Origin of the sequence: Pseudoalteromonas apostichopi, assembly GCF_030297135.1 — a bacterium.
Lineage (GTDB): Bacteria > Pseudomonadota > Gammaproteobacteria > Enterobacterales > Alteromonadaceae > Pseudoalteromonas > Pseudoalteromonas apostichopi.
Genome location: NZ_AP028066.1, coordinates 198,765 through 222,386, shown reverse-complemented (window position 1 = coordinate 222,386; position 23,622 = coordinate 198,765). Strand labels below are relative to the sequence as shown.

The 23,622-nt window shown below is 38.9% G+C and carries 20 protein-coding genes; 17 read left to right on the top strand and 3 right to left on the bottom strand.

Annotation, left to right across the window (positions count from 1 at the left end):
* The first annotated feature begins 51 nt into the window (after window positions 1-51).
* Window positions 52-1,560 (top strand): DUF3360 family protein, encoded by a 1,509-nt coding sequence (locus QUE86_RS17070; RefSeq protein WP_250662283.1) that lies wholly within the window; start codon window positions 52-54, stop codon window positions 1,558-1,560.
* Between the two features lie 47 nt (window positions 1,561-1,607).
* Here QUE86_RS17070 and QUE86_RS17065 read toward each other — a convergent pair whose 3' ends face one another.
* Complete coding sequence (locus QUE86_RS17065; protein WP_286260721.1) at window positions 1,608-2,132, bottom strand: hypothetical protein; 525 nt, start codon at window positions 2,130-2,132, stop codon at window positions 1,608-1,610.
* A gap of 53 nt (window positions 2,133-2,185) precedes the next feature.
* On the opposite strand from QUE86_RS17065, the gene QUE86_RS17060 reads away from it, so the two are divergent.
* Window positions 2,186-2,545, top strand: a complete 360-nt coding sequence (locus tag QUE86_RS17060) for a DUF1294 domain-containing protein (RefSeq protein WP_167657460.1) — start codon at window positions 2,186-2,188, stop codon at window positions 2,543-2,545.
* A 56-nt stretch (window positions 2,546-2,601) separates the two neighbouring features.
* Here QUE86_RS17060 and QUE86_RS17055 read toward each other — a convergent pair whose 3' ends face one another.
* Together QUE86_RS17055 and QUE86_RS17050 are read right to left on the bottom strand one after the other, a co-directional pair.
* Window positions 2,602-2,946, bottom strand: a complete 345-nt coding sequence (locus tag QUE86_RS17055; protein ID WP_256853989.1) for a hypothetical protein — start codon at window positions 2,944-2,946, stop codon at window positions 2,602-2,604.
* Between the two features lie 113 nt (window positions 2,947-3,059).
* Window positions 3,060-5,018 (bottom strand): serine/threonine-protein kinase, encoded by a 1,959-nt coding sequence (locus QUE86_RS17050; protein WP_286260720.1) that lies wholly within the window; start codon window positions 5,016-5,018, stop codon window positions 3,060-3,062.
* Between the two features lie 260 nt (window positions 5,019-5,278).
* Here QUE86_RS17050 and tagH point away from each other — a divergent pair, with 260 nt between their 5' ends.
* The 15 genes from tagH (at window position 5,279) to tssG (ending at window position 23,606) form a co-directional block, all read left to right on the top strand.
* Window positions 5,279-6,589: a type VI secretion system-associated FHA domain protein TagH gene (tagH, locus tag QUE86_RS17045; RefSeq protein WP_286260719.1), complete on the top strand. Its 1,311-nt coding sequence runs from the start codon at window positions 5,279-5,281 to the stop codon at window positions 6,587-6,589.
* A gap of 26 nt (window positions 6,590-6,615) precedes the next feature.
* Window positions 6,616-7,074, top strand: coding sequence for a type VI secretion system lipoprotein TssJ (gene tssJ / locus QUE86_RS17040; RefSeq protein ID WP_105181720.1), 459 nt, complete (start codon window positions 6,616-6,618; stop codon window positions 7,072-7,074).
* A 10-nt stretch (window positions 7,075-7,084) separates the two neighbouring features.
* Window positions 7,085-8,413 carry a type VI secretion system baseplate subunit TssK gene (tssK, locus tag QUE86_RS17035; RefSeq protein ID WP_256853986.1) on the top strand — a complete coding sequence of 443 codons (1,329 nt, stop codon included), beginning with the start codon at window positions 7,085-7,087 and terminating at the stop codon, window positions 8,411-8,413.
* Window positions 8,414-8,429: 16 nt separating this feature from the next.
* Window positions 8,430-9,707, top strand: a complete 1,278-nt coding sequence (gene tssL, locus QUE86_RS17030) for a type VI secretion system protein TssL, long form (RefSeq protein ID WP_286260718.1) — start codon at window positions 8,430-8,432, stop codon at window positions 9,705-9,707.
* 10 nt (window positions 9,708-9,717) lie between these two features.
* Window positions 9,718-13,218, top strand: a complete 3,501-nt coding sequence (gene tssM, locus QUE86_RS17025) for a type VI secretion system membrane subunit TssM (protein ID WP_286260717.1) — start codon at window positions 9,718-9,720, stop codon at window positions 13,216-13,218.
* The gene (tagF, locus tag QUE86_RS17020; RefSeq protein ID WP_256853983.1) at window positions 13,200-13,928 is read left to right on the top strand and encodes a type VI secretion system-associated protein TagF; all 729 of its coding nucleotides are present in this window, start codon (window positions 13,200-13,202) and stop codon (window positions 13,926-13,928) included. The genes tssM and tagF overlap by 19 nt, the downstream gene beginning before the upstream one ends.
* Window positions 13,921-14,712, top strand: a complete 792-nt coding sequence (locus QUE86_RS17015; protein ID WP_286260716.1) for a PP2C family protein-serine/threonine phosphatase — start codon at window positions 13,921-13,923, stop codon at window positions 14,710-14,712. Before tagF ends, QUE86_RS17015 begins: the two co-directional genes overlap by 8 nt.
* Before the next feature lie 158 nt (window positions 14,713-14,870).
* Window positions 14,871-15,977 (top strand): type VI secretion system protein TssA, encoded by a 1,107-nt coding sequence (tssA, locus tag QUE86_RS17010; protein WP_286260715.1) that lies wholly within the window; start codon window positions 14,871-14,873, stop codon window positions 15,975-15,977.
* A 12-nt stretch (window positions 15,978-15,989) separates the two neighbouring features.
* Entirely contained in the window at window positions 15,990-16,493 is a 504-nt protein-coding gene (gene tssB / locus QUE86_RS17005; RefSeq protein ID WP_166338536.1) for a type VI secretion system contractile sheath small subunit, read from the top strand.
* Window positions 16,490-17,983 carry a type VI secretion system contractile sheath large subunit gene (gene tssC, locus QUE86_RS17000; RefSeq protein WP_286260714.1) on the top strand — a complete coding sequence of 498 codons (1,494 nt, stop codon included), beginning with the start codon at window positions 16,490-16,492 and terminating at the stop codon, window positions 17,981-17,983. Before tssB ends, tssC (QUE86_RS17000) begins: the two co-directional genes overlap by 4 nt.
* A gap of 27 nt (window positions 17,984-18,010) precedes the next feature.
* On the top strand, window positions 18,011-19,537 hold the full coding sequence (gene tssC / locus QUE86_RS16995; RefSeq protein ID WP_286260713.1) for a type VI secretion system contractile sheath large subunit: 1,527 nt from the start codon (window positions 18,011-18,013) through the stop codon (window positions 19,535-19,537).
* 2 nt (window positions 19,538-19,539) lie between these two features.
* Window positions 19,540-20,307, top strand: a complete 768-nt coding sequence (locus QUE86_RS16990) for a type VI secretion system accessory protein TagJ (RefSeq protein ID WP_286260712.1) — start codon at window positions 19,540-19,542, stop codon at window positions 20,305-20,307.
* A 13-nt stretch (window positions 20,308-20,320) separates the two neighbouring features.
* Window positions 20,321-20,806, top strand: coding sequence for a type VI secretion system baseplate subunit TssE (gene tssE / locus QUE86_RS16985; RefSeq protein WP_286260711.1), 486 nt, complete (start codon window positions 20,321-20,323; stop codon window positions 20,804-20,806).
* Window positions 20,803-22,629 carry a type VI secretion system baseplate subunit TssF gene (gene tssF, locus QUE86_RS16980; protein ID WP_286260710.1) on the top strand — a complete coding sequence of 609 codons (1,827 nt, stop codon included), beginning with the start codon at window positions 20,803-20,805 and terminating at the stop codon, window positions 22,627-22,629. Before tssE ends, tssF begins: the two co-directional genes overlap by 4 nt.
* Window positions 22,626-23,606, top strand: coding sequence for a type VI secretion system baseplate subunit TssG (gene tssG, locus QUE86_RS16975; RefSeq protein WP_286260709.1), 981 nt, complete (start codon window positions 22,626-22,628; stop codon window positions 23,604-23,606). The genes tssF and tssG overlap by 4 nt, the downstream gene beginning before the upstream one ends.
* The last annotated feature ends 16 nt before the right edge of the window (window positions 23,607-23,622 follow it).

Sequence of the window (23,622 nt, the reverse complement as noted above, 5' to 3'; positions counted from 1 at the left end):
CTGCATAATAAAAACTCACACAATTTTTCAAGATAGGTAGTAGGAGAACTCATGAATACGAGGCAGCAATCAGCGTCTGCTGAACAAGGATCGGATGCTCATACCGACCAGCAAAGCTATCAAGCTCTTCATAAACCCAGCAGTGAATTTTCGAGTCGCGACGAATACCTTGAACACGAATTACAAATTATGCAGCCCAAGCGCTGGCGTCCTAACTTACCGTTCCGTGATTATCGGTTTGAATTAGAAGACTCTATCCCAGCCATGGCAGGCACCATAGGTAAGGTGGTCATGGTGGGTGCAATTGCGGCTACATTTGCAGCACCACTAGGCTTAGGTGAAGGCTTTATTCTAGAAAACGTGCGCTATGAACTGTTAATTGTATCGATTTTCATTTTACTATTTTCGGGCTTCTTTTTACCAACAGCAAATTTAGCGGGTACTCATGGACCGCTTATTCCTTTGATCCCGATTGTTGTTGCAGCGGGTGGTCACCCAATGGCCTTTGGTTTACTGATAGGGGCGTTTGGTCTGTTACTCGCGCTTAGTAAAGGGGGGAGTTTACTGGCGGGGCTAACCAGCCGAGGCGTGTGTGGCGGTTTATTGCTCTACCTTGGTTTTATTGGCACGATTTCGCAGGTTAAAAAGCTGTTTGCATGGGCTGAAGGCATTGATATGACCCATATCGCTTTTATTGTGATTTTATCGACAATCGTGTTGTATGCCTTACTTGAGCACTACAAAAAACGTTGGTTAGCTGTGCCATTAAGTTGCTTACTTGGCGGGTTAATCGCATTTTTACTGGGAGCACCGTTTGAGTTTAAAACAGCACCGGGCTTACCAAATATGAACCCGATGTATTGGTGGGGTGAAAATACTGGTTGGATGTTGGGTTTGCCTACACTTGAGAGCTTTGTGGTGGTATTACCATTTGCGGTGCTTGCGGTTGCGATGTGGTCACCCGACTTTTTAGGGCATCAAGTATTCCAAAAAATTAGTTACCCTGAGCGCACTGAAAAAGTACAAATGAACATTGACGATACTATGTTTAGCGCTTCAATCCGCCAGACTTTTGGTTCATTGTTAGGTGGCTCTAACTTTACCTCGTCATGGGGAACCTACATTGTACCTGCAGCCATTGCTAAGCGCCCAATTCCTGCAGGGGCGGTGTTAACTGCATTATTTTGTATCATTGCCAGTATTTGGGGCTACCCAATGGATTTAGCTATTTGGCAACCCGTATTATGTGTAGCCTTGATTGTTGGTGTGTTTATCCCACTTCTTGAAGCTGGCATGGAAATGACCCGCGAAGGTAAAACCACGCAATCGGCCGCTATTGTGGTATTTTCATCGACTTTAGTGAATCCTGCATTTGGTTGGTCATTAACTATGTTGCTAGACAATCTGGGCTTAATTGGTTGTAAAGAGCGAAGCTCTGAATTATCCCCAATGAGTCGTTGGATCATTCCATTAATAATGTTTATTATTTTAACAAGCGTGATGGCAATGGTAGGTATGCTGCCAGGTATCCCTGCGTTAATGGCAGACTTTAGGCATTAATATAGATTAGGGTAAGGTGATAAACACCTTACCCTTTTTTAAAGCTCTTATTTAAACTTAACTGTTTTTTCGCTGCGGGTGTAAGTACGGGTATCGGGTTTTGTCCATTGACCCTTTTTAAGGTAAGAGGTCGATACCACAAAGCTATTGTTTTTAAACTCGCTTGTCGATTTTACTTTAGTGATCCCTTCTTTGCTGCCTGTCACATTTTCATAAGCAACAAACCGAGTAGGGCTAAGTACATTCATTGTGCCTTGGGTATAAAAGCCTGCCGTAGTGAAGTAATAAAACACCAAAGACTGCTTTTTATTGTCCCAAAAAATCATCGATTCACCACCATATTCACCTTCATTGATAGAGTGAATGGTTTTAATGGCGGTGCCATTGAGCGCACGTTGCCAAGTGCTCACATCTTGCACCGCAGGTTTACCTGCTGCGACATTAAAGTCAGACTGCCACGTGCCTAAGTAAGGCTCAAACACTTTTAGCTTGTCATCAAGTTGTTGCTCTGCTGCCATAACAGAAAGCGAACATAGGCAGATTGATAGTAAAAGTGATTTGAGGTATGCCATAATAACGCCCCGATATAATTTAATTTATTTTGCAAAGTATAGGTGATAATTCTTTGATTAAGAAAACATTAGTTACATTTTCATTGTTGTTTTTAGCGTTATTATGGCTGATATCGTGGCAACTTAATATTACCTACTTTATTGCAGGCACTTACAGCGTAGCGAGCTTAATAAGCTTTTTGGTATATGGCTGGGATAAACGGTTAGCGATGCAACATGGCGAGCATGTGATAAGAGTGCCTGAGCGTACACTGCATATTTTAGGGTTAATCGGCGGCTGGCCAGGTTCATTAATTGCGCAGCAATGGCTAAGACACAAATCTAAAAAACGCAGTTTTATTGCTGTACTTTGGTTAACAGTTATTGTTAATTGCAGTGCACTGTCGTCACTGTATTACTTGCAGTTAATTTAAAAGTAGATTAAAAAAAGGAAAGCAGTTGCTTTCCTTTGGTGGGAAGTAATTTCACATTATTGCGTCGATTGATTAGACTTTATGCTGTCCAAGTCTACAGTCAATATTGTTTTTTTATCTATAACAATCCACTTGCGATAGGTCAAATAGCCAGGTTTTGTTACTTCAATATCGTATTTACCATTATCAAGTTCGATACCATCTTCGTACACAGGTTTAATATTCATAATACGAACACGGGCATCGTTAGGTGTAGTAACGACGGTTAATGAAGTTGCAGGCATTTCTTCTATCACTTCAGCTACAGGCTCTACAATAGGCTCTGGTTCTGGCGAAAGCTCAGTGGTTGATGAACAGCCTGCTAGTATCATTAATGCACAGGCAAGACTTAATTTTTTCATAATTACTCCATTAAATTACACTATTTATTAAACGTTAAAGAAAAAGAATGGCGTTCAAAAATATAATTGTGCAAATTCGTTCTTCCGTGACGTTTGATTATTTAAGTTTTGAGCTAAATTGTATTTTCTAGACTCTTTCTGATTTCTTCGCTACGTTCGACAAGTCTTTCGGCTGTTCTGTACATTTTTCGTTTCATTAAGCTACTCGCCATAGAAATATAAGTCGTTGCAATTTGATCTTTGATTAATAAAATGGGCTCAAAAGATTCGGGGAAAATTTCAGCTTCCTTACTAAATGATTCATCAAATTTCATAAGTTGTTTATAGTCAGAAACATTGGCAAGTTGAGTATTAAATCTTTCTAACTTTTCTTGATAAAATATTTTGGCATCATCGTCAGGGTAGCTTAAAGTCATCCCTTCACTTGTTTTTCTCTTATACTCAGCTAATGCAACCATGGCTGACTCTTTTTTCCGCAATGCCGTAACGAGTGGTTCAAGTTCTGAAATATTAGCAAAAACTAATTCACCTACATCAAGTAACGTTTTTTGTGTGACGAAATCTTCATTTTCAATAGACGTTAAAACGGCCAGTTTGAAATTATTTATATGTTCTTGGTTAGGTACATAGCTATAACTAGAGTCGATAATTTTTAATTGAGATACAAGGCCGTGAATATTGTTTTCTCCACTTTCATCATATCTAGACTGCGATAACAGTACATCTAAACGATAACTAAGATCAGAAAGGATCGACTGTCTTTCAGTAAGTAAACTTTCGAGTTTATTATTTAATGTTTCTGAATCGGGATAGATTTTTTTTGCTTCCTCATAAATATCAATAGCATCATCATAGGCCTTTGTATTTATGGCGGTTCTTGATAAACCTTCAACTTGTTCAGTAAACTTTTCCACAACTTTATTTTGATGAACAGCTAAAAGTCCTTCTTTCAATACTTTGTATTGTGGTGGAATTTCATTTAACCGTTGCGGTAAACCATCACTAGGCCAATTCATCCATGTTTCAAGCTGTTCTACTTTTGCGAGCGAGTTTTGATAGTTTGCTTCAATCAATTGCTGTTTATCACTTTGAGATAAAAACTGATACCCAGCACCAGCAATGAGTAACGTGTAGCAAGCAACATGGATCAATAGAGATGTTCTATTGTTGTTTAGTTCAGACCTAACTTCGAGCAATGATTTAGGGCGCATTGCGGCATCAAGTGAGAGGCATTTTTTGAGTTTAAGCCACACACTGAGTGAACAGTTGCTCGGTTTATTTACGCTTGTTTCTTTTGCTACTTGATTTGCAGCGACTCTATTGTATGGGTGCTTACTCGTTAATAACTCAAATGCGATACAGCCAAATGCAAATATATCGTCTTTAGCTGAAGATTTGTCCCCATTTAGTTGTTCAGGGCTCGCGTATGTGGGGGTGTAACCATTGCTATTTGGTAACTCATTGTTATCCGGCGCTGCATATTTATCTTCGTGAAGATTTGTTTTTGCAATCCCAAAATCCAAGATTTTTAAGTTTCCTTGCGAATCAAGAATAATATTTGAAGGTTTTAGGTCGCTATGAACGATTCCTTTTGTGTGCGCATAAGTAAGGGCATCAATTAATTGATTTAAAATTGGTTTAGCCCTTTTTTGAGATAAACCACTGGGCTTATTTCTTTTGATCAACTGTTCAAGAGTTTCACCTTCAATCCATTCCATTACAACGAAATGATAGTTGTCACTTGATGAAGCTGAAAACACTTTAATAATGTTAGGATGAGAAAGAGAGCGCGTTTTTATTGTTTCATCTTTTAGCAACAGTAGCGCATCTTCAGAGTCTGCCAGTTCTGGATGCAATACTTTGATAGCGACGATATCGTCTTGATTTGAATTTGTATTTAGATAGGTATCTCGCGCTCGATAAATATACCCCATTCCGCCTTCGCCAATTAATTCTTCAATTAAGTAGCGCTTTGCTAGATATTTACCAATTAAGAGAAGCTTGCTTTCTTTCGATACTGCATTTTTATTTTTTATTGAAGCAATACGTGTTTTATCATTTTCAGCAGTCATTATAATTCCTTTTATAAAAATCAATATCCTTTTGATTGGTGCCATATTTTACAAAAAATACATCAATAAGCAATCATTCAGTTTATATTAATGAGCTGGTACTTAAGGTTTAGTTTAATGTTTGATTATTGTTTTATCCTTTTTATTCTGTTTTTTGAAACTATTTTAAATTTTATTTTTGGGTATTTTTCCGCGTTGACTTTATTCCGTGAAGTATTTTATCCTAATAGAATGTTTGTATTTATGGGACTAACAATCAAATGGAAGTGATTCTAAATGTTACCAGTTATCACAGGCTCTCTCCTGAGATAGATGCGAAAAAAGTAGTAAAAAATGAATTAACTTTTGGTCGTTCAGAAGATTGCGATTGGTATTTACCTGATCCTGAAAAAGTAATATCAGGTCGCCATGGCAAAATCGTAAAAGAGACCGATGGATTCTATGTATATGACTACTCTACCAATGGATTGTTTATAAACTTTTCAGTTTCACCGTTAGGAAAAGAAAACAAACACCGTCTAAATGATGGTGACATTCTCACGATTGGTGATTTTCAAATAGAATCAACTCTACAGCAAGTTAACCAAGTTCAAGATTTTGAGCCACAAATCAATTCTTTCAACACCTCGCTTTCTGAAACGCCAAAAGATTCAAGCGATGATATTAAGGGGTTTGCTGAACAGCAAATGGCTTATGGCAGTGCAAACGAACTTGAAGAAGCAATGATTGCGCCTACTTTTCAGAAAACACCGAGTGATAATATTGACATATTTTCACAACAAAGTCTGAGTCAACCTATTCCTGAGGATTGGGATGAACTCGCACAACTATCAGCTAAGGTAGAAGAAAAAGAAAATAGCGTGCCTGTATTACCGCTAGAAGAGCCTGTAATTAGCACTCCAGCTGTTAATGATAGTAAGCCGTTTAATAATGGCAATAGAGCAATGGCTGCAAATAACGCCCCAGTTAGTGCACCTATAAAAGATAATCAAATTCCAAACTCATCGAAGTTAATCTCTTCATTTTTAAATGGTTTAAGTGTTAATGAAAAGCTATCAGTAGAGCTGCAAAATGAAGACACATGGCAGCGTATGGGTGAGTGCTTTAAGCTTTTCCTTGAAGGCTCGATGGATTTGATTCGCCAGCGAACAAATATTAAGAACCAACTTAAATTGAATCACACAACGTTTAAAGTTGAACAGAATAATCCACTTAAGTTTTCAGCAACCATTGATGATGTAATGCAGAATCTTTTTGTTCGCAATAGCGCAAGTTTTTTGCCAGCGAATGAAGCAGTTAAAGAAAGTTTTGTTGATACAAAACTTCACGAGCAAGGGTTATTAGCAGGTGCGACTGGGGCACTTAATGGTCTTTTAGAGCAATTATCACCCGATGGCATAAAAGCACAAAGCAATAATGGTGGGTTACTTAGCTCATTGCCTGCTTATGGTGGTGCTTCAAGCTGGCGTATATATAACGAATTGTATGCTGACATTACAGATGATGTTAAAGCTAAAGGAGTTTTAGCATTTTCTGATGATTTTCTGAAGGCTTACAATCGTGGAAATTAGCTGTATTACAATGAAGGAATAATGCAATGTTGAAGTTCAAGCTTACTTTTGTAGGTGCTTTATGGGTATTTTTAACAGCCTGTACAACAGTAAACAAGTTTGTGCCCCCATCTACTGATTTAAATATTTCAGTGGCCTCAGATGTGAACCCAGATATCTCTGGTCGTCCTTCACCTGTTGTTTATAAAGTGTTTGAACTGAGCTCTCGCACCATTTTTGATACGCAAGATTTCTTTAGCCTATATGAAAATCCTGAAGCAGTACTTGGTCCAGATCTACTTAAGAAAGATGAGCTTGAATTACAACCTTCGGCAAACATTGAATACAAAATGAACTTGAACAGAAACACACGTTTTGTTGGTGTTGTGGTCGCTTACAGAGATATTGAAAAGGCCCGTTGGCGAGCTGTTATAGAAGTTGACCCAACAGGCTATGATGACATTGACGTAAATGTTGAGTCGTTAGCTGTATATATGAAAGATTAAAGGAATAAACATGAGTGATTACACGCGGGTCGCATGGACAGAAGGAATGTTCTTAAGGCCTCAGCATTTTCAACAAGCAGATAAGCATGTTTCTAGTGTAATTAGAAGAGTTATAGAGGGCACTGTTGCTGATTCATGGGGAGTCATTGAACTCGAAATTGATAGCGAACTACTTGTAACCGGTCAATTTGCTATTGATAAATTGTCGGCTATTTCGCCAGATTTATGCCCAATTCAGATGCCAAGTGATGAGTTTCTTCCTGATCCCTTAGTGGTAGCGAAAAGTGCCTATGATGAAATTATATGCCTTGCAATTCCAGCCTTGAAGGGAAGTGGGATCAACATCTCTTCTAGTGAAGACGAATTAGTGACACGTTACAGGATTGCAGACTTATCAGTTAGTGATGACAGTTTAGGCTCTCAAGCTCAAGAAGTAATCCAAGTAGCAAAGCTTCATAGCCGATTGATGTTAATGTCTGATGATACATCGGGTTATGTCTTGCTGCCGCTTGCAAGAATTACAGAAGTCACGAATGAGGGAGCAATTAAACTTGATTCTAAGTATATTCCTCCTAGTTTGTTTGTCACCAGTAATAAGCCTTTAACAGCGCTTGTCAGAGAGGTCTCAGGTTTAATAAAGCAACGTGCTGAAAGTATTGCGGTGAGACTATGCCAAGGGTATGCAGGTAGCACATCCGTGGCTGATTTTTTGATGCTACAAACACTCAATAAATATGATGCTATATTTCAAAGCCTATTAACGCATTCTTGTGTTCATCCGCGAGAGCTTTATGCACGGTTAATTGAGCTTGCTGGCGAACTTGCAACATTTAGTGCTGTAAATAAACGGGTGCCGCAACTTCCGAAATATGACCATGCAAATTTACAGTTTGTTTTTGCAGAGGTTGTGAACTTCCTATACCAATCACTAAGCCAAGTGATTGAACAAACAGCCACTGAAATTAAGTTAGAACAAAGTAAGTTTGGTATCTCATTCGGTGCATTAAGAGATAAGTCGATTCTCGACTCAGCTCAATTCGTACTGGCTGTTAAAGCGAGTATTCCGCATGAAGAATTAAGAAAGTTGCTTCCTTCGCAAATTAAAATTGGTAGCGTAGAGTCGATTCGAGATTTAGTAAATAACCAGCTACCAGGGATCTCAATTAATGGCTTACCTACAGCGCCACGTCAAGTACCTTACCATGCTGGATATCATTATTTTGAGCTTAATAAAAACAGTGAACACTGGAGCAAACTAAAATCCAGTGGGGGTATCGCTATTCATTTATCGGGTAACTACCCTGACTTAAACTTAATTCTTTGGGCAATTAGAAGCTAATAAAGGAAGCGTTTCAATGGATGAAACAATAATTAAACCACGTCCAGGACGTTTGGGCCGTAACAAGTCAAATTCAGAAGCATCGCAAGGTTCGAGTGACAAAACCGTGGTCTCGTTTAGTCACTCTTCACCTGAAAAGGCGAATGTTAGTTCTGTATCAATTTTTAAAAATGAATTACTCGATGCGGCTAATGACAGCTTTTCATTGATCATTTTTATTAATCAGTCATCGCAAATAGACAGTTTAGCGGCTTTAAAGCATCGTGCAATTGAATCAATCAAGCGCTTTGAGACGAATCTGCGCGCGAAATCAATTGAGCTCACGGTCATTAATAATGCGCGTTATTGCTTATGTGCTGCAATTGATGAAGCCGTATTAAATGCAAAGTGGAGTTCGTTAGAATGGGCAGAAGAAAGCTTATTATCCACTTTTCATAAAGAAACATTTGGTGGTGAGTACTTTTTTACCTTGCTGGATGAAGCGCTAGCGCATCCAGAAATGAATCGAAACTTTTTAGAGCTACAATACCATTGTTTAAATTTAGGTTTTAAAGGTAAGTTTCGAGTTGCAGCAAGCGGTGAAAGTAAGCTAGAAGATTATCGCAATAGAATTTATCACATCCTCAATCAGTTGGATGGGCCTCATAGTCAATTTTTAACACCTAGTTGGAAAAGCCGTGTTGCAGCAGGTGTAGAGCTCAGAAACCAAATTCCACTTTGGGTTGTGATATCGGTTTTGGCTTTAATTGCACTCGTGGTTTATTTATTTTTTAACATGCGCCTTAATGAGCAAGTTGACGCTACAGCTGAAAATTTGAAGTCAGTTCACCCTTTGTCATCTTCACAAGTTGAAGGTAATAGAAGTAAGCAACTTGATTTGTTAACTCAGTTATTACACACAGAAATACAACGCGGTATAGTCAGCGTTGAACAACAAACAGACAGGATCAGAATAACAATAAATAATGAGAGTTTGTTTAATTCTGGTGAAGCAACACTATTGCCCTCTTTCCAACCCATTTTAGAGAAGTTAGCACTAAGCCTTGAAGGAACAAAAGGCAAAATCTTAATCACAGGTCACACCGACGATAGCCCAATAAGTACCAGTCAGTTTCCTTCTAATTGGCATTTATCATTAGCTAGAGCTACACAAGTAGCAAATTCAATGGCTAAGAATACTGGCTTAATGGGAAGGTTATGGCCAGAAGGAAAAGGTTCTGCAGAGCCTTTAGTGAGCAATACGAATTCAGATAAGGCATTAAACCGCCGAATTGAAATCGACTTACTTTTTTAATGGAGTTGTGATGAGTTTTATTCAAAAGTGCAAGCGCGCTATGTACGCTGCTACTTCTCGTAAGGTAATGATTGTAGTTGGCTTTATAGCTCTCTTCCTACTTATTTGGTTTGGTGGTCCACTGATTGCGATCGCCGATTATAAGCCGTTTGAAAGTGTCGCTGCTCGTGCCATCACTATTTTAGCAATTTTACTGGTTTATACCGTAGTTAAACTGATTGAGTTTAGAAATCAAAGCAAACGAAATACCAGCATGACAGAAGAGCTGATAGAAGTTGATGCTAATTCTGCAGATGAAGTCCAAGAAGAGATTAAAACCTTAAAAACTCGTATGGTTGAGGCGATAGAGTTGTTGAAGGATGCTAAGCTTTTTAACGGCCGTAATATCTATCAGCTTCCTTGGTATATTATGATTGGCCCACCGGGGTCAGGTAAAACAAACTTCATTAATAACTCAGGTCTCGACTTTCCTTTAAAGGAGAAGCTAGGTACTGACTTAATTCACGGTGTTGGTGGTACGCGTAATTGTGATTGGTGGTTTACCAACAAAGCTGTGATTATCGATACCGCAGGGCGTTACACTACACAAAACAGTCATGCTTTGCATGATTCTAAAGCATGGCAAGGCTTTTTAGGGCTACTTAGAAAATACCGCCCAAAACGACCTGTAAATGGGGTGATCATCAGTATGGGTATATCCGAACTGATGAATCAAACGAAAACTGAGCGTAACTTGCATGCCCGTGCGATAAAACAACGCTTGCAGGAGCTTCAGGGTCAGCTTGGTATGACTTTTCCTGTATATGTTATTTTTTCTAAAGTTGACTTAGTTGAAGGCTTTAGAGAGTTTTTTAGTGAACTGAGTGATGAAGAGACGGAGCAAGTTTGGGGGGTTACTTTTGAACTTGATGCTGATTCTGACAATCAAATTGAAGTGTTTAATAAAGAATTTCATGGGCTAATTTCAAATTTAACCTCGCTATTAAATCGACGTTTGATTAATGAGCATGATTTGGCGAACCGTTCTAAAGTGTTTGAGTTTCCAAAACAACTTCGTGCTCTTCAAAGTGTTGGTTACTCTTTTTTAAAAGAAATATTTACGCCAAATGCGTATGAAAGTCTGCCAATATTTCGTGGTGTATACCTTACCAGTGCAACGCAAGAGGGAACACCTTCTAATTTGCTGACTGAGCAAAACTCGACGAAAAAAGACTATATCAATCAAACGAGAAGCTTCTTTATAAAGCGTTTATTAGAAAGCGTTATTTTTCCTGAGCAAAACTTAGCAAGTACCAACAAACATCATGAAAAGCAAAGTAAGTGGCTACGGGTATCATGTTTAGCAGTGACATGTATCACTCTGATAGCATTAAGTATTTCTTGGTTTATTAGCTTTTCATGGAATAGTGAGTTGATAGATGAAACAAATCAAGCGTTAGCTGAATATCAAGTATTAGATCAAAATACGGTAGATAAAAGTAACTTACTTGTTTTGAATCAGCGCTTTAATAAGCTAAAGAACTTCCCTGTTAACGAGATTAATGCTGAAGACTTTGAAGCGTATGGTTTTAGTAAGGTCGAAGAGCTAACAGAGGCCTCAAAAAGTGCCTACTTGCGTTCACTAAAAACATACCTAGAACCATTTTTACTCAATGCGCTAACATCTGAGATGGAGCAACAAGCTGATTATTTGAGTTATTTATACGAGACTTTGCGCAGCTATCTGATGCTATTTGAACCTAAGCATTATAATCAAGATGATTTACTTGCTTGGTTTAGTGCCTATTACGAAAGAGCTCTTCCAGGGGATGTGAACGTAACTAATCGTAGTGATCTTATGGCGCATACGCGAGCACTACTCGATCATGGTTTCTCTGGGCAAGAAATTGATCATCAAGCTGTTCGTCTTGCTCGAGCTGAATTAACAAAACTGCCGATTGCAGAAAGAGCTTATCAGAGACTGCAAGCTGATTTTATGGAAAGCAGCATTCCACCAATAAAATTAACAGACATTATAAGTTACGAAAGCGCAAGAGAATTTAGTTTTCAAAACCCTGAAGCTACGATGAAAAGTATCCCAGGTCTTTATACTTACAATGGTTATCATGGCATTTTTAATGTCGAGAAAAGCAAGATGTTGGGTAACTTGATGGCAAGTAGTTGGGTTTACGGTGAAGAAGCTGCAAACACATACGATATTTCTAAAGCTGAGATCGAAAAGAAATTAGAGCAAAAGTATTTTCAAGATTATATCTATTACTGGCGTTCGTTTGTCGATGAACTGACTTTAAATGAGTTCAACTCACCAACAGAAGGTGTTCGCGTTACTAATGTTTTAGCTGGACCAGAAGCGCCAATAAAAAATATTATTACAACTGTTCAAAAAAATGTTCAGTTGACTAAGTTGCCTATTTCGGAAAATCAAAAGGCTGCCGGTAAAGTGGCTGCAAATGCAGCTGAAGTCGCTATGCATACTAAGGCTAATAGACTTAAGCGTTACTTACCCAATGAAACACCGAAATTTGAGGTGAAGCTTCCTGGCTATCAAGTAGAAGAAGCATTTAGTGATATTTTAGAAATTGAACCACAGCAACTTGAAACAATTCAAGCAAGTTTAAGAGAGCTAAATATTTACTTAAACCAACTTGACCGTGGAGGGTTACTTAAGTCTTCTGTAAAGAACCAATTAAGTGGTAAAAATAAACCAGAGTTTCTGAGCCAGCTTGAGTTTCAAAGTAAAGGGCTGCCTTATCCAGCCAGTAATTGGTTGTTGAACATAAGCCAAGATACGTCAAATATCACAAGGAAAAGTGCCAATCAGCACTTAAACGAAATCTGGAGAAGCAGTGTTTTACGTGAGTACAACGCAGCAATCGTAGGGCGTTACCCGTTGGTACCTCACTCAGATAAAGAAATTAATCTTAAAGATTTCTCTGACTTTTTTGGCCCTAAGGGCACAATTGATAACTTCTTTACTACCTATATTGCGCCAAGTGTCGATACCAGTAAGAGTCCATGGCGATTTGAAAAGAACATAGGTGTAAGCGAATCCGCACTTAAAATGTTTGAGCAAGCAGCCAGAATTCGTGAGGTGTTCTTCGATGGCAACAGTAATACGCCACGCATAGAGTTTGGCTTAAAGCCGATAAAACTCGACCAAACAATTTCCAGTTTTATGATCGAAGTTGATGGTCAGTCAATGGTTTATCGACATGGTCCACCGAAAGTAAAAAGTATTGTTTGGCCGGGAGACGTTGCCCAAAGTAAAACCAGAATTGTGTTTACACCACCTTATGGTGGCAGGACTATCAATACGAGTTACAGTGGCGAATGGTCTTTCTATCGAATGTTAGATGATTTAAAGGCTCAGCGAGCAGAAACTCAAAGTGACTTAGAGCTGCACTTTTCGCTGCAAGGTAATAATGCAACCGTTGAATTATTACCAAACTCAATTAGACACCCATTTTGGAACGCAAGTATAGAGAGTTTTTCATGTCCGACAAGGCTATAGGTATTGGCTATTTGGGCAAGGTTCCATTTTTGGGTGACTTTGTACAAGAAGGGATCTGCCAACAGTTTTCAGAGCATTGGGAGCATTGGTTACAGGCTGCAATAGCAGTAAGTAAAGAGCAGCTGGGCGCTCAGTGGCAAGAACGTTATTTAACAAGTCCAGTATGGCACTTTGCATTGTCTGAAAACTTAATTACAGAAAGCGCAAAAGTGGGGACACTTTTACCAAGTGTTGATGCAGTTGGGCGCCATTACCCCTTTACGGTTCTCATCGATAGCGATAGTACACCCATTTCAGCGTTAAATTCGAACCAGCTTTCGCTTGATTATGAAGACGCTGTGTTATCAGTACTTGATGACAGTGTGGACTTAAGTGTTTGGCAGAAAAAGGTGTTGAATACGCTTAAAGTTCGTCATTCAACTGCTAAAAAGTTCAGTAAAAGCCTTTCGCCAGATGAAAATAAATCTGCTGCTGTATTTGAGTTTCAAGGAGATGAATTAGCTGTTGGGACTCTAGATGATGTCTTGCATTCACTTTTACTCAATAAGTATGGGGATTACAGTGTTTGGTGGACCCACGGTTCTATCAATATTAAACCTGTTGTTTTTGTGACAGCAGGTTTACCACCGGTAAATCAGGTGGCTGCAATGCTAGATGGACGTTGGCAGCATTGGGAATGGAATTATACCCAGGTAAGTAAGTGTGAATAAAAATTTTATTAGTTATGCCGTGTCTCATCGCGGAGTCGTTCGAGAACTTAACGAAGATGCTTATATAGAGCTTAATAAGTATAACATTTGGGTTGTTGCAGACGGTATGGGGGGGCATGAAGCGGGCGATTTTGCAAGCCAGCTAGTGGTAGATGTTATCAAGGCTGAAGTCGAAGAATTACCTGCGTCATCAATTTCGACCGAGATGTTGATCAAGGCAATAAAAAGTGCCAATACAAAACTGCTTGAATATAGCAGTGATTTTTTGGCTAACAAAACGGCCGGCACAACAGTTACCGTACTGTTTTTCAAAGATAATAAGTATTCAGCAATTTGGGTAGGTGATAGCAGAATATACCTTTACAGAGCGAATGGGTTGTTACAGTTATCTCGAGACCACAGTCAAATTAATGATTTAATTGATGAGGGGTTACTCACAGAGCAAGAAGCAGTAAATCACCCTTTAGCTAATGTTATTACACGCGCGGTAGGGGTGCAAAATGAGCTGTCTGTCGACTCTGTAGAAGGCGACTTATTAACTGATGATATTTTCTTACTTTGCTCAGATGGGTTAACTGGTGAGCTAAATGACTCAGAAATTAGTATTGCCTTAGGTCCTAAAAATATTATTGATTCAGGCTTGGCTTTAATTCATTCCACTCTTGTGCGTGGCGCAAGAGATAATGTTACTTTTATTTTAGTGAAAAATGAAAAGTCAGATAATTCTAATGATAAAACATTAACTAATAATGATTTGACTGTGCCCTTATTATTGAGTAAGTAGCCATTATTAAAATAATGTGGATGATGGTTTGTTTTATTATTTTATTTTTTGTAATTTTATTTTAATTAATTGTTTTGTGGCTTGAAATTAAAAATAAGGAATGTATTATTTTACGTCGTCTCTATTTTGGGTGTAAAAGGAATTTGTAAGGCAATGGAATGTTTGTATTTGATGAATATATAGCTCCAATTAGTGAAGATGCATTCGCAGGCATTGAGCCAAGATCTGATGTGTCTCCTACCTCAACGTATTATTCCTTAAAAGATATGCGCAATCAGTTACGTGCTGCTGAACGGCTTGCACTCGTCGATGACGAAGGCATCGCTTCTCTTGCTCGTGATTGGCAGCCATTGTTGGAACAATGCAGCGCAGCATTAAAATCAGAAAGTAAAGATATAGAGTATTTAGCTTGGTTTACTGAAGCATTGTGTCGTGTTCATGGTTTTAAAGGTTTGGCGTTTGGCTTTCGCGTGGCACATGAACTAATAAGTCATCATTTTGAGGCGCTCTACCCATCGCTTGATGAAGGTGATGAGATATCTGATAAAGTCTCTGCCATTGTTGGTTTAAATGGTGTAGCGGGGGATGGGGCACTGATCATCCCTATCAAAAGTATTGCATTAACCGATAGCCAAAACTACGAACCATTTACTTATTGGGAATATCAGCAAGCTTACGATATATCTCGACTTAATGAAGAGAAAAGAGAGAAGAAAATAGCGCAAGGGGCTATTGATTTTGAGTTGATAGAAAAAAGTGCTCAAGAAACACCAGCAGAGTTTTTCCTCGATATAAAAAATGGCATTGAAGAGGCCCTTGCAGAATTTAGTGCTTTGAGTAGTGCACTTGATAATGCTACAGAACAATCGCAGCCTACTTCAAATATCAAGCAAGCACTCGAGGAATGCTTAAATGCAGTTTTACATTTAGGTGAAGACAAATTTAAGTCCCTTGAAGCGAAGTCGATTCAAGAACCGCAAGAAAATGAGCAGGTTGAAGGCGAAACACCTGTCGGAGAGAATCCCTCTCGAAATGATACCCAAATCAATAGCCGAGAAAATGCGATAAACAAGTTGCAAGAAATTGCACAGTTTTTTAGAAAGACAGAGCCACATTCACCTATGTCTTACACCATTGAGCAAGTTATTCGATGGAGCGAATTATCGCTACCAGAATTATTAAATGAATTAATAACCGATAGTGATGCTAGGACCGGATACTTTAAGCTGTCTGGCATCAAAGTTAGCGAAACAGAAACCGAGTAAAAGGAGTTTTGAATGAGTATCCATGACAAATTAAAACGTGTACGTAAACCGAGAGTGCATATTACCTATGACGTTGAAACTGAAGGTGCAATTGTAAAAAAAGAGCTGCCTTTTGTGGTTGGGGTAATGGGCGATTTTTCAGGTCATAATCAAGAAGTATTAAAACCTTTAAAAGATCGTCGTTTTATTCAAATCGACAGAGAAAACTTTAATGATGTTTTAAAGAAAATGAGCCCTTCGCTGAAGTTAGATATTGATAATACTTTAACTGATGACGGCACCAAATTTAGTGTTGATCTCAACTTTAAAAGTATCGATGACTTTGAGCCTGCTGCTGTCGTAAATCAAGTTGAACCATTACGCAATTTGATGGAGACACGTAATAAACTTCGAGACCTAATGACTAAGATTGACCGCTCGGAAGAGTTAGAAAATGTCTTAGAGGAAGTGTTAAGCAACACGGCGAGTCTTGATTCAATTGCCAAAGAGCTAAAGTTAGAGGAGTCTGAAAAATGAGCACCGAAACACTAGCACAAGAATTAGACACAGCAACAACGACAGAGTCAACGTCGTTATTAACTCAAGCGATTGGCGCAACTAAACAAACAGACGCAAGTCGAGCGGAAGAGCTGTTACGCACTTTAACTGAAGAAGCTTTAAAGGGCACTGTTCAATGGAATAAAAACATGACAGTGACTTTCAATGAAGCGATTCAGTTGATCGACCAAAAAATATCGAAACAACTCAGTGTCATTATGCACCATGAAGACTTTCAAAAATTAGAAGGTTCATGGCGTGGTTTGAATCACTTAGTAATGAATTCAGATACTGGTTCAACTCTAAAAATTCGCGTGCTTAATATGAAGAAGAAAGAGCTTCATAAAGATTTAAGTAAAGCGGTTGAGTTTGATCAAAGCCAAACATTTAAAAAAATCTACGAGTCAGAGTTTGGTACACCAGGTGGTGAACCTTACGGTACTATTGTTGGTGATTTTGAGTTTACGAATCACCCCGAAGACGTTGAAACTCTGGGCTTAATGTCAAACGTTGCTGCAGCTGGTTTTTGTCCGTTTATTTCGGCATCATCACCTTCACTCTTTGGATTTGATAGTTGGGAAGAGCTCACTAAACCTAGAGATCTAGAAAAAGTATTTGAGTCACTTGAATACACTAAATGGCGCTCATTTAGAGATAGTGATGATTCACGCTTTGTTTCACTCACAATGCCAAGGTTTTTATCTCGTTTACCTTACGGTGCAGCATCTAAACCTGTTGAAGAATTCAACTATGAAGAGTTTGAAGTTGATGAGCTTGCCGGTCGCTCTGTAAGTACTGATAACGCAGATTATTGTTGGAGTAATGCAGCCTATGCGATGGCGACGAATATGACAAAAGCATTCTCTCAATATGGTTTTTGTACTGCTATTCGTGGCGCAGAGGGCGGCGGTAAAGTAGAAGGTTTACCTACTCATATATTCACTAGTGATGATGGTGATCCTGATCTTAAATGCCCAACAGAGATTGGTATTACTGACCGACGTGAAGCAGAGTTAAGTAAGCTTGGTTTCTTACCACTGTGTCATTATAAAAATACAGATTACGCGGTGTTCTTTGGTGGACAATCGTGTCAAAAACCGCAAGTTTACTCAACGCCTGATGCAACTGCGAATGCTGCTATTTCAGCCCGCTTGCCTTACCTAATGGCTACTTCTCGCTTTGCTCATTATTTAAAAGTAATGGCACGCGATAAAATCGGTAGCTTTATGGAAGCAGAAGACGTTGAATCTTGGTTAAATCGTTGGATTCTATCTTACGTAAATGCAACAGAGGGTGGTGGTCAAGATATCAGAGCACGTTATCCTTTAGCAGATGCAAAAGTTTCAGTTAAAGAAATTCCTGGTCAACCTGGTGCCTATAATGCTGTTGCGTGGTTAAGACCATGGTTACAAATGGAAGAGTTAACGTCATCACTTAGATTGGTTGCCAAAATCCCTGAGATTGGTTAACCCTTTCTGCATTAAGGATGATGCAAAATGAATTGTGAAGAGTTTTCATTCATAGGAGCTGACGCTGTATTTTCTCATAGTACAGCGTCAGATATCTTCGAAAATAGCGCTTTATTGGAACGCTTTCTAAATGAGAAAGAGACATTTAAAGCGCTGTTATTATGGCTTGAAGGCTCTTCTGATTCGCCACTGCAGTGGGATAAAGAGTCAATCAGTTCATATTTGCAACTGACCATTGTTAAAATAGATTCGCTCATATCTGATCAATTAGATCAGATTTTACATCACCCAACATTTCAACAATTAGAAGCCAGCTGGCGCAATTTATGGTGGTTAACTTTACAAACAGAACTTAGCGATAAAGAAAAAAAAGTAAAGTTACGCTTGTTAGATTGTGATTGGAATACATTATCGAGAGATGTTAATAAGGCAATCGATTTTGATCAAAGTAGCTTCTTTCAATTAATTTATCAAAATGAGTTCGATCGCCCTGGCGGAGAGCCCTTTGGTGTATTGATTGGTGATTACGAAATTACTAACGGGAGTGCACCGGGTACCATTTACAACGATATAGACACCTTAAAAGAAATTTCGAAAGTAGCCGCAGCCTCCTTTTCGCCATTTATTACTGCTGTGTCAGCAAGCTTATTTGGTACAAACAGCTTTACTGACCTAGGTTACCAATTCGATTTATATAATCAATTTGAACAGGTCGAATATACAAAGTGGCGTAGCTTTAGAGCCATGGAAGATGCGCGTTTTGTTGGTCTTGTATTGCCGCATGTTTTAGTCAGAGCACCCTATAAAAACGACGGTACCCGTCACTTAGACTTTTTATATACAGAAAAAATAACAACACCAGAAACAGACATGTTATGGGGAAACGCCGGTTACCAATTTGTGTCGACTTTAGTGCGTGCTTATGCTGAAAGTGGTTGGTTTGGTCAAATAAGAGGCATTGAACCAGGTAAAATATCTAAAGGTATCGTTACTGGTTTGACGAAAAATTACTTTTCAACTGATGTGTACAGAAAAGAAGCTAAACCACCAATAGATTTGATTGTAACCAGTAAATTAGAAAAGCAATTTTCTGAACTTGGGTTTATTCCAGCATCATCCGTGACTAATACTGAGCATCTGGTTTTTTATAGTAACGCTTCGGCTCAGCAAGCCAAGCACTACGATAGTGAAGCATCGACAGTAAATGCCCGCTTATCGTCTATGCTGCAATATATTTTATGTGTGTCACGTTTTGCTCACTATTTAAAGCTCCTAGCACGTGATCGGGTTGGTTCTTACAGTACAGCTCAAGCTTGTGAACAAGGCTTGCAAGCATGGGTTAATAACTACACGACAGCATCGGACTCTGCCTCAGAGCAAATAAGAAGTAAGTATCCTTTGGCAAATGCGAAAGTGAAAGTGACTGAAAATAAATCGAAGCCAGGCCACTACTTTTCTGTCTTACAACTACAACCTCATTTTCAGCTTGATCAAATGGTATCAAGTATCAAATTAGTGACTGAACTAAGTCCTCATCATCAAATAAAGGAATAAAAATGAAAAAGATCCATGAGTGTATTCGCAATGGAAAATTAGCTGATGCATTAGAGTACTGCGCACAAAAACTAAAAGATGATCCACTGAATTTTGATATTCGCAGCGCTTATACGGAATTGCTGTGTGTTAATGGTGAACTTGAAAAAGCGGATAAACAATTAGATTTTATGGTGACTAAATCACCTGAGCTAGCGGTAGGTGCTGTTAATTTAAGACACTTAATCAGGGCCGAGCAAGCACGACAAGATTTTTATGAAGGTAAAGCGGCTCCTAAACTATTTCATGAAGCAGATGAACTCGATGAGATATTTCTGCAGATGCATATCGATTTACGTGAAGAAAATTTAAAAGAGGCTACTGATAAAGCAGCCAAAGTTGAGTCTTTCAGAACCAATTCAGCAAATGAGCAACTTACTGCAATCAGAGATATTGATGATTTATTAAACCCATTTCTGGAAATTTTGGGGACCAACGGTGAGTTTTATTTAGCTCGCTTTGATGAAATCGAAAAATTTGAAGTCCAGCCAATAGAGTCAATCGTTGAGCAAATCTGGCTACGTGTTGAGGTCACTATCAAAGATGGACCTTTAGGTACTGCTCATATCCCAGTTGTTTACCCACACTCAAAGAGTGAAATAGAAAAACTAGGCCAAGTGACTGAATGGCAGGAACTAACTGAAGAAATGTACTTAGGACGCGGAATGAAAATGCTGTTTATAAATGATGAAGCAGTCTTATTGTCTGAACTTGGCTCTTTCATCAATTGAGTGTGAAATTTTCATGATTGCAAGCAAACAGCCGCTCAAAGCATCGATTTTAGATCGTTTGATAGATGACGAGCCAGATGTACAGGATTCGCCACAGCGAACGGATGGTATCAGCTTATCACTTTTAAAAAGTTACGTAAGACGAGATATCGAGGCGTTGCTAAATGCTCGGATCCAGTGGCACACATGGCCAAGTCAATACAGTGAGCTTGCAACATCGTGTTTATCATATGGATTGCCTGATTTTTCGAGCATGGTTGTAAGTTCGCATGAAGGGCGAGCTGCATTGTGTGAAAAAGTTAGAGATGCGATTTTACGATTTGAGCCTAGGTTTATTGAAGTTGAAGTATTAGTTGATGAAGAACTACCCCTTAACCGAGTATTAAACCTAAGAATTAATGCCTTGTTGTATGCCGATCCAGAGCCAGAATACATCAGTTTTAACTCTGAAGTTGAGCCAGTTAGTTTAGGTATGAAAATCTATGAGACTTCACTATGAATGATGAATTATTAAAATATTACAATCGTGAATTAGCGTATGTGCGCCACCTTGGGAAAGACTTTGCAGAAAAATACCCAAAAGTAGCAGGCAGGTTAAAACTTACAGACGAAGTGATAGAAGATCCCCATGTTTCAAGGTTAGTCGAATCATTTGCATTTTTAACTGCCAACATTAGGCAAAAACTTGATGATAGCTTTCCTGAGTTAACGGATGCGCTTTTAGGTCAACTCTATCCAGACTACCAAGCACCTATCCCTTCATTATCAATTGTAAAGCTAGAATCAGAAAACCTATCAACGACAGGGGTCATTATTCCTCGCGGGAGTGAGCTTGAAACCAATGTAGAAGGAATGAAACAGTGTAAATTTCAAAGCTGTTTTGATACCAATTTATGGCCCGTAGAGATAACAGCTGCCCAGTTTGATAACAGTCCTTTTATTGCGCCTAAACCAAAGTTTAATGAACCTGCTAAAGCGATATTTAAGTTACAACTGACAGGTGAGTATGATGGCGTTTCATTGCATGAAACAGAGCTAAATGATCTAAAAGTTTATATTCATGGACAATGGCATTATGCGCTCAAAGTATACGAGCTATTGTTTAAACATTGCATCGGAATAGCAGTAGATAATGGCGATGAGGGAGTGCATTACCTCTCGAAAACTCATTTAAAATCAGTTGGATTTGAGGAGCATGAAGCTGTTGTTCCTTACTCAATGCGCTCATCATCAGCATATAGGCTATTAGTCGAAAACTTTATTTTCCCTGAAAAGTTTAAGTTCTTTAAGTTACAAAATATTCGCTCGGTACTCCCTCGCAAAGCCAGTGCGACAACACTTTATTTTTATTTAGATGTTGAGTCGAGCGAGTTGGAGAAGCAAGTAGATAAAGACATGTTCTTGCTGGGTTGCACGCCAATCATAAATTTATATGAACAAGAACTTGAACCGATCCGCCCAGAGCTAAGCGAATATGAGTATAAACTCGCACCACGCTATATCGACTCTGAAATATCTGAAGTTATTAGCCTTGAAGAGGTGGTTGCATTTGACCACAAGGGGAATAAACAGATAGTGACGCCTTTTTATGCGCAAACACACCCTAAATATCAAGAGCATAAAGATCTCTATTGGCATACTCGACGAGAAACAGCACTTTGGGCTGGTGGCTATGCTGAGGCGGGAACCGAAACCTATTTATCATTAGTAAATGGTGGCTTCGAAAATAGTGCGCAAGCTCTCAGTGAGGGAAATACGGTGGTAACAGCGCGGGCTCAATGCAGTAATCGTAATCTACCAGCTAGTTTACCATTTGGTGATGATGAACTTGGTTTTACATTGCCAAAGCGTGGCGATGTAATAAAAAAAATCAGGTGTTTAGTTGCACCAACTCATGCGGTAAGACCTGTGCTTGGCAGTAATACTCGCTGGCAATTGATCAATCACCTGACTCTTGATTCATTTAGTGGTGAGCAAAGTGCAGAGAAATTAAAAGAAACATTGAGGCTATATGATTTTAAAGCAACACCGCAATCAAAAGGGATGATAGATAACATCTATAGCGTCAGAATTGAACCTGCAACTGCGCGTGTCATGCAAAACGGTCGGGTCGCTTTTGCAGCAGGAACTGACATTGAAATTACGTTTGCAAATGATGACTACGCTGGTAGTGGGGTGTTCTTTTTTGCTTCAGTTCTTGATTGTTTCTTCTCGCAATTTGCATCAATTAATAGCTTTACACGCTTAAGTCTAAAGTTAAAAGAACAAGACCGAGTTTATCATCAGTGGCCAGCTAGAGTAGGTTCCGGAGTGCTACTATGATTGCACAATTGCTCGAGAACGCGACAGAAATAGACTTTTACAAAGCTGTGTTTGTGATCGAGTCTCAGTTGTCGAGTGCGGCCCAGCAATACCGGAAAGTTGGCTATGATTGTCAGCCAAAACTAGAGCTGATCAAGTTCAGTTCAACACAAAAGTTTGGCTTTGCGGGTAATGCGATAACTAAATTAAAACCAGCTAAAAGCATTGAAGGGATTACTCAGTTTGATATGGAAATATCGTTTATGGGGATGACCGGTTGCTCTGGCGCTTTGCCGCATTTTTATAGTGAACTGGTGATGCAACGATTGCGCTATAAAGACAGTACAATGAGAGATTTCTACGATATGTTTAATCATCGTTTGATTTCGTTGTACTACCGAGCTTGGAAAAAGTATAAACCCGCGCTTAATTTTGCTAATAGCAATCAAGATAACCACACAAAAATTTTGGTATTTTTGAGTGGGGGCAATGCCCCTCATCAGCTTTATTTCAGTGGTCTTTTCAGTCGAAAAACGCGAAATATTGCTGATCTGCGAAATATTTTAACTTTCTATTTAGACTGTGATGTCAGCATAAACCAATTTGTAGGTCAGTGGCAGCCGCTAAAACAATCTGAGCAAACGCGCATAAATAGTGGGGGCTTTGCAGGTCAACATGCAAGGCTTGGTATTGATGCGATTGCCGGCAAGCAAGTTTGGGATATATCAACAAAGATCGAAGTTATTATCGAGCCCAAAAATGAGCACCAAACAGCCTGTCTTCTACCACAGCAAGAACTCTGGAATTTAGCCAATCAAATTGTGAGTGATTTTGTTGGTAATCAAATTCAGCATGCACTGATAGTAAAAGCAAACTTTTATAAGCTTGGTGCAAAGCAACTATTAAAAGAACGATGTCAATTAGGCTGCAATAGTTTTCTGTTACCCGAAAACGCTGCTCAAAATGGCAAAGTCACTGAACTTTCGCTCAAAGGATAAATAAATACAAGGAAAT

Excerpts from the sequence above, each read along its gene's own strand:
- QUE86_RS17065 (WP_286260721.1), bottom strand. The coding sequence starts at position 2,132 with ATGGCATACCTCAAATCACTTTTACTATCAATCTGCCTATGTTCGCTT.
- tssM (WP_286260717.1), top strand. The coding sequence starts at position 9,718 with ATGAGTTTTATTCAAAAGTGCAAGCGCGCTATGTACGCTGCTACTTCT.
- tssG (WP_286260709.1), top strand. The coding sequence starts at position 22,626 with ATGATTGCACAATTGCTCGAGAACGCGACAGAAATAGACTTTTACAAA.
- QUE86_RS17070 (WP_250662283.1), top strand. The coding sequence starts at position 52 with ATGAATACGAGGCAGCAATCAGCGTCTGCTGAACAAGGATCGGATGCT.
- tssF (WP_286260710.1), top strand. The coding sequence starts at position 20,803 with ATGAATGATGAATTATTAAAATATTACAATCGTGAATTAGCGTATGTG.
- tssC (WP_286260714.1), top strand. The coding sequence starts at position 16,490 with ATGAGCACCGAAACACTAGCACAAGAATTAGACACAGCAACAACGACA.
- tssL (WP_286260718.1), top strand. The coding sequence starts at position 8,430 with ATGGATGAAACAATAATTAAACCACGTCCAGGACGTTTGGGCCGTAAC.
- tssK (WP_256853986.1), top strand. The coding sequence starts at position 7,085 with ATGAGTGATTACACGCGGGTCGCATGGACAGAAGGAATGTTCTTAAGG.
- tagF (WP_256853983.1), top strand. The coding sequence starts at position 13,200 with ATGTCCGACAAGGCTATAGGTATTGGCTATTTGGGCAAGGTTCCATTT.
- tssJ (WP_105181720.1), top strand. The coding sequence starts at position 6,616 with ATGTTGAAGTTCAAGCTTACTTTTGTAGGTGCTTTATGGGTATTTTTA.
- QUE86_RS17055 (WP_256853989.1), bottom strand. The coding sequence starts at position 2,946 with ATGAAAAAATTAAGTCTTGCCTGTGCATTAATGATACTAGCAGGCTGT.
- QUE86_RS16990 (WP_286260712.1), top strand. The coding sequence starts at position 19,540 with ATGAAAAAGATCCATGAGTGTATTCGCAATGGAAAATTAGCTGATGCA.
- QUE86_RS17050 (WP_286260720.1), bottom strand. The coding sequence starts at position 5,018 with ATGACTGCTGAAAATGATAAAACACGTATTGCTTCAATAAAAAATAAA.
- tssA (WP_286260715.1), top strand. The coding sequence starts at position 14,871 with ATGTTTGTATTTGATGAATATATAGCTCCAATTAGTGAAGATGCATTC.
- tssC (WP_286260713.1), top strand. The coding sequence starts at position 18,011 with ATGAATTGTGAAGAGTTTTCATTCATAGGAGCTGACGCTGTATTTTCT.
- tssB (WP_166338536.1), top strand. The coding sequence starts at position 15,990 with ATGAGTATCCATGACAAATTAAAACGTGTACGTAAACCGAGAGTGCAT.
- tssE (WP_286260711.1), top strand. The coding sequence starts at position 20,321 with ATGATTGCAAGCAAACAGCCGCTCAAAGCATCGATTTTAGATCGTTTG.
- tagH (WP_286260719.1), top strand. The coding sequence starts at position 5,279 with ATGGAAGTGATTCTAAATGTTACCAGTTATCACAGGCTCTCTCCTGAG.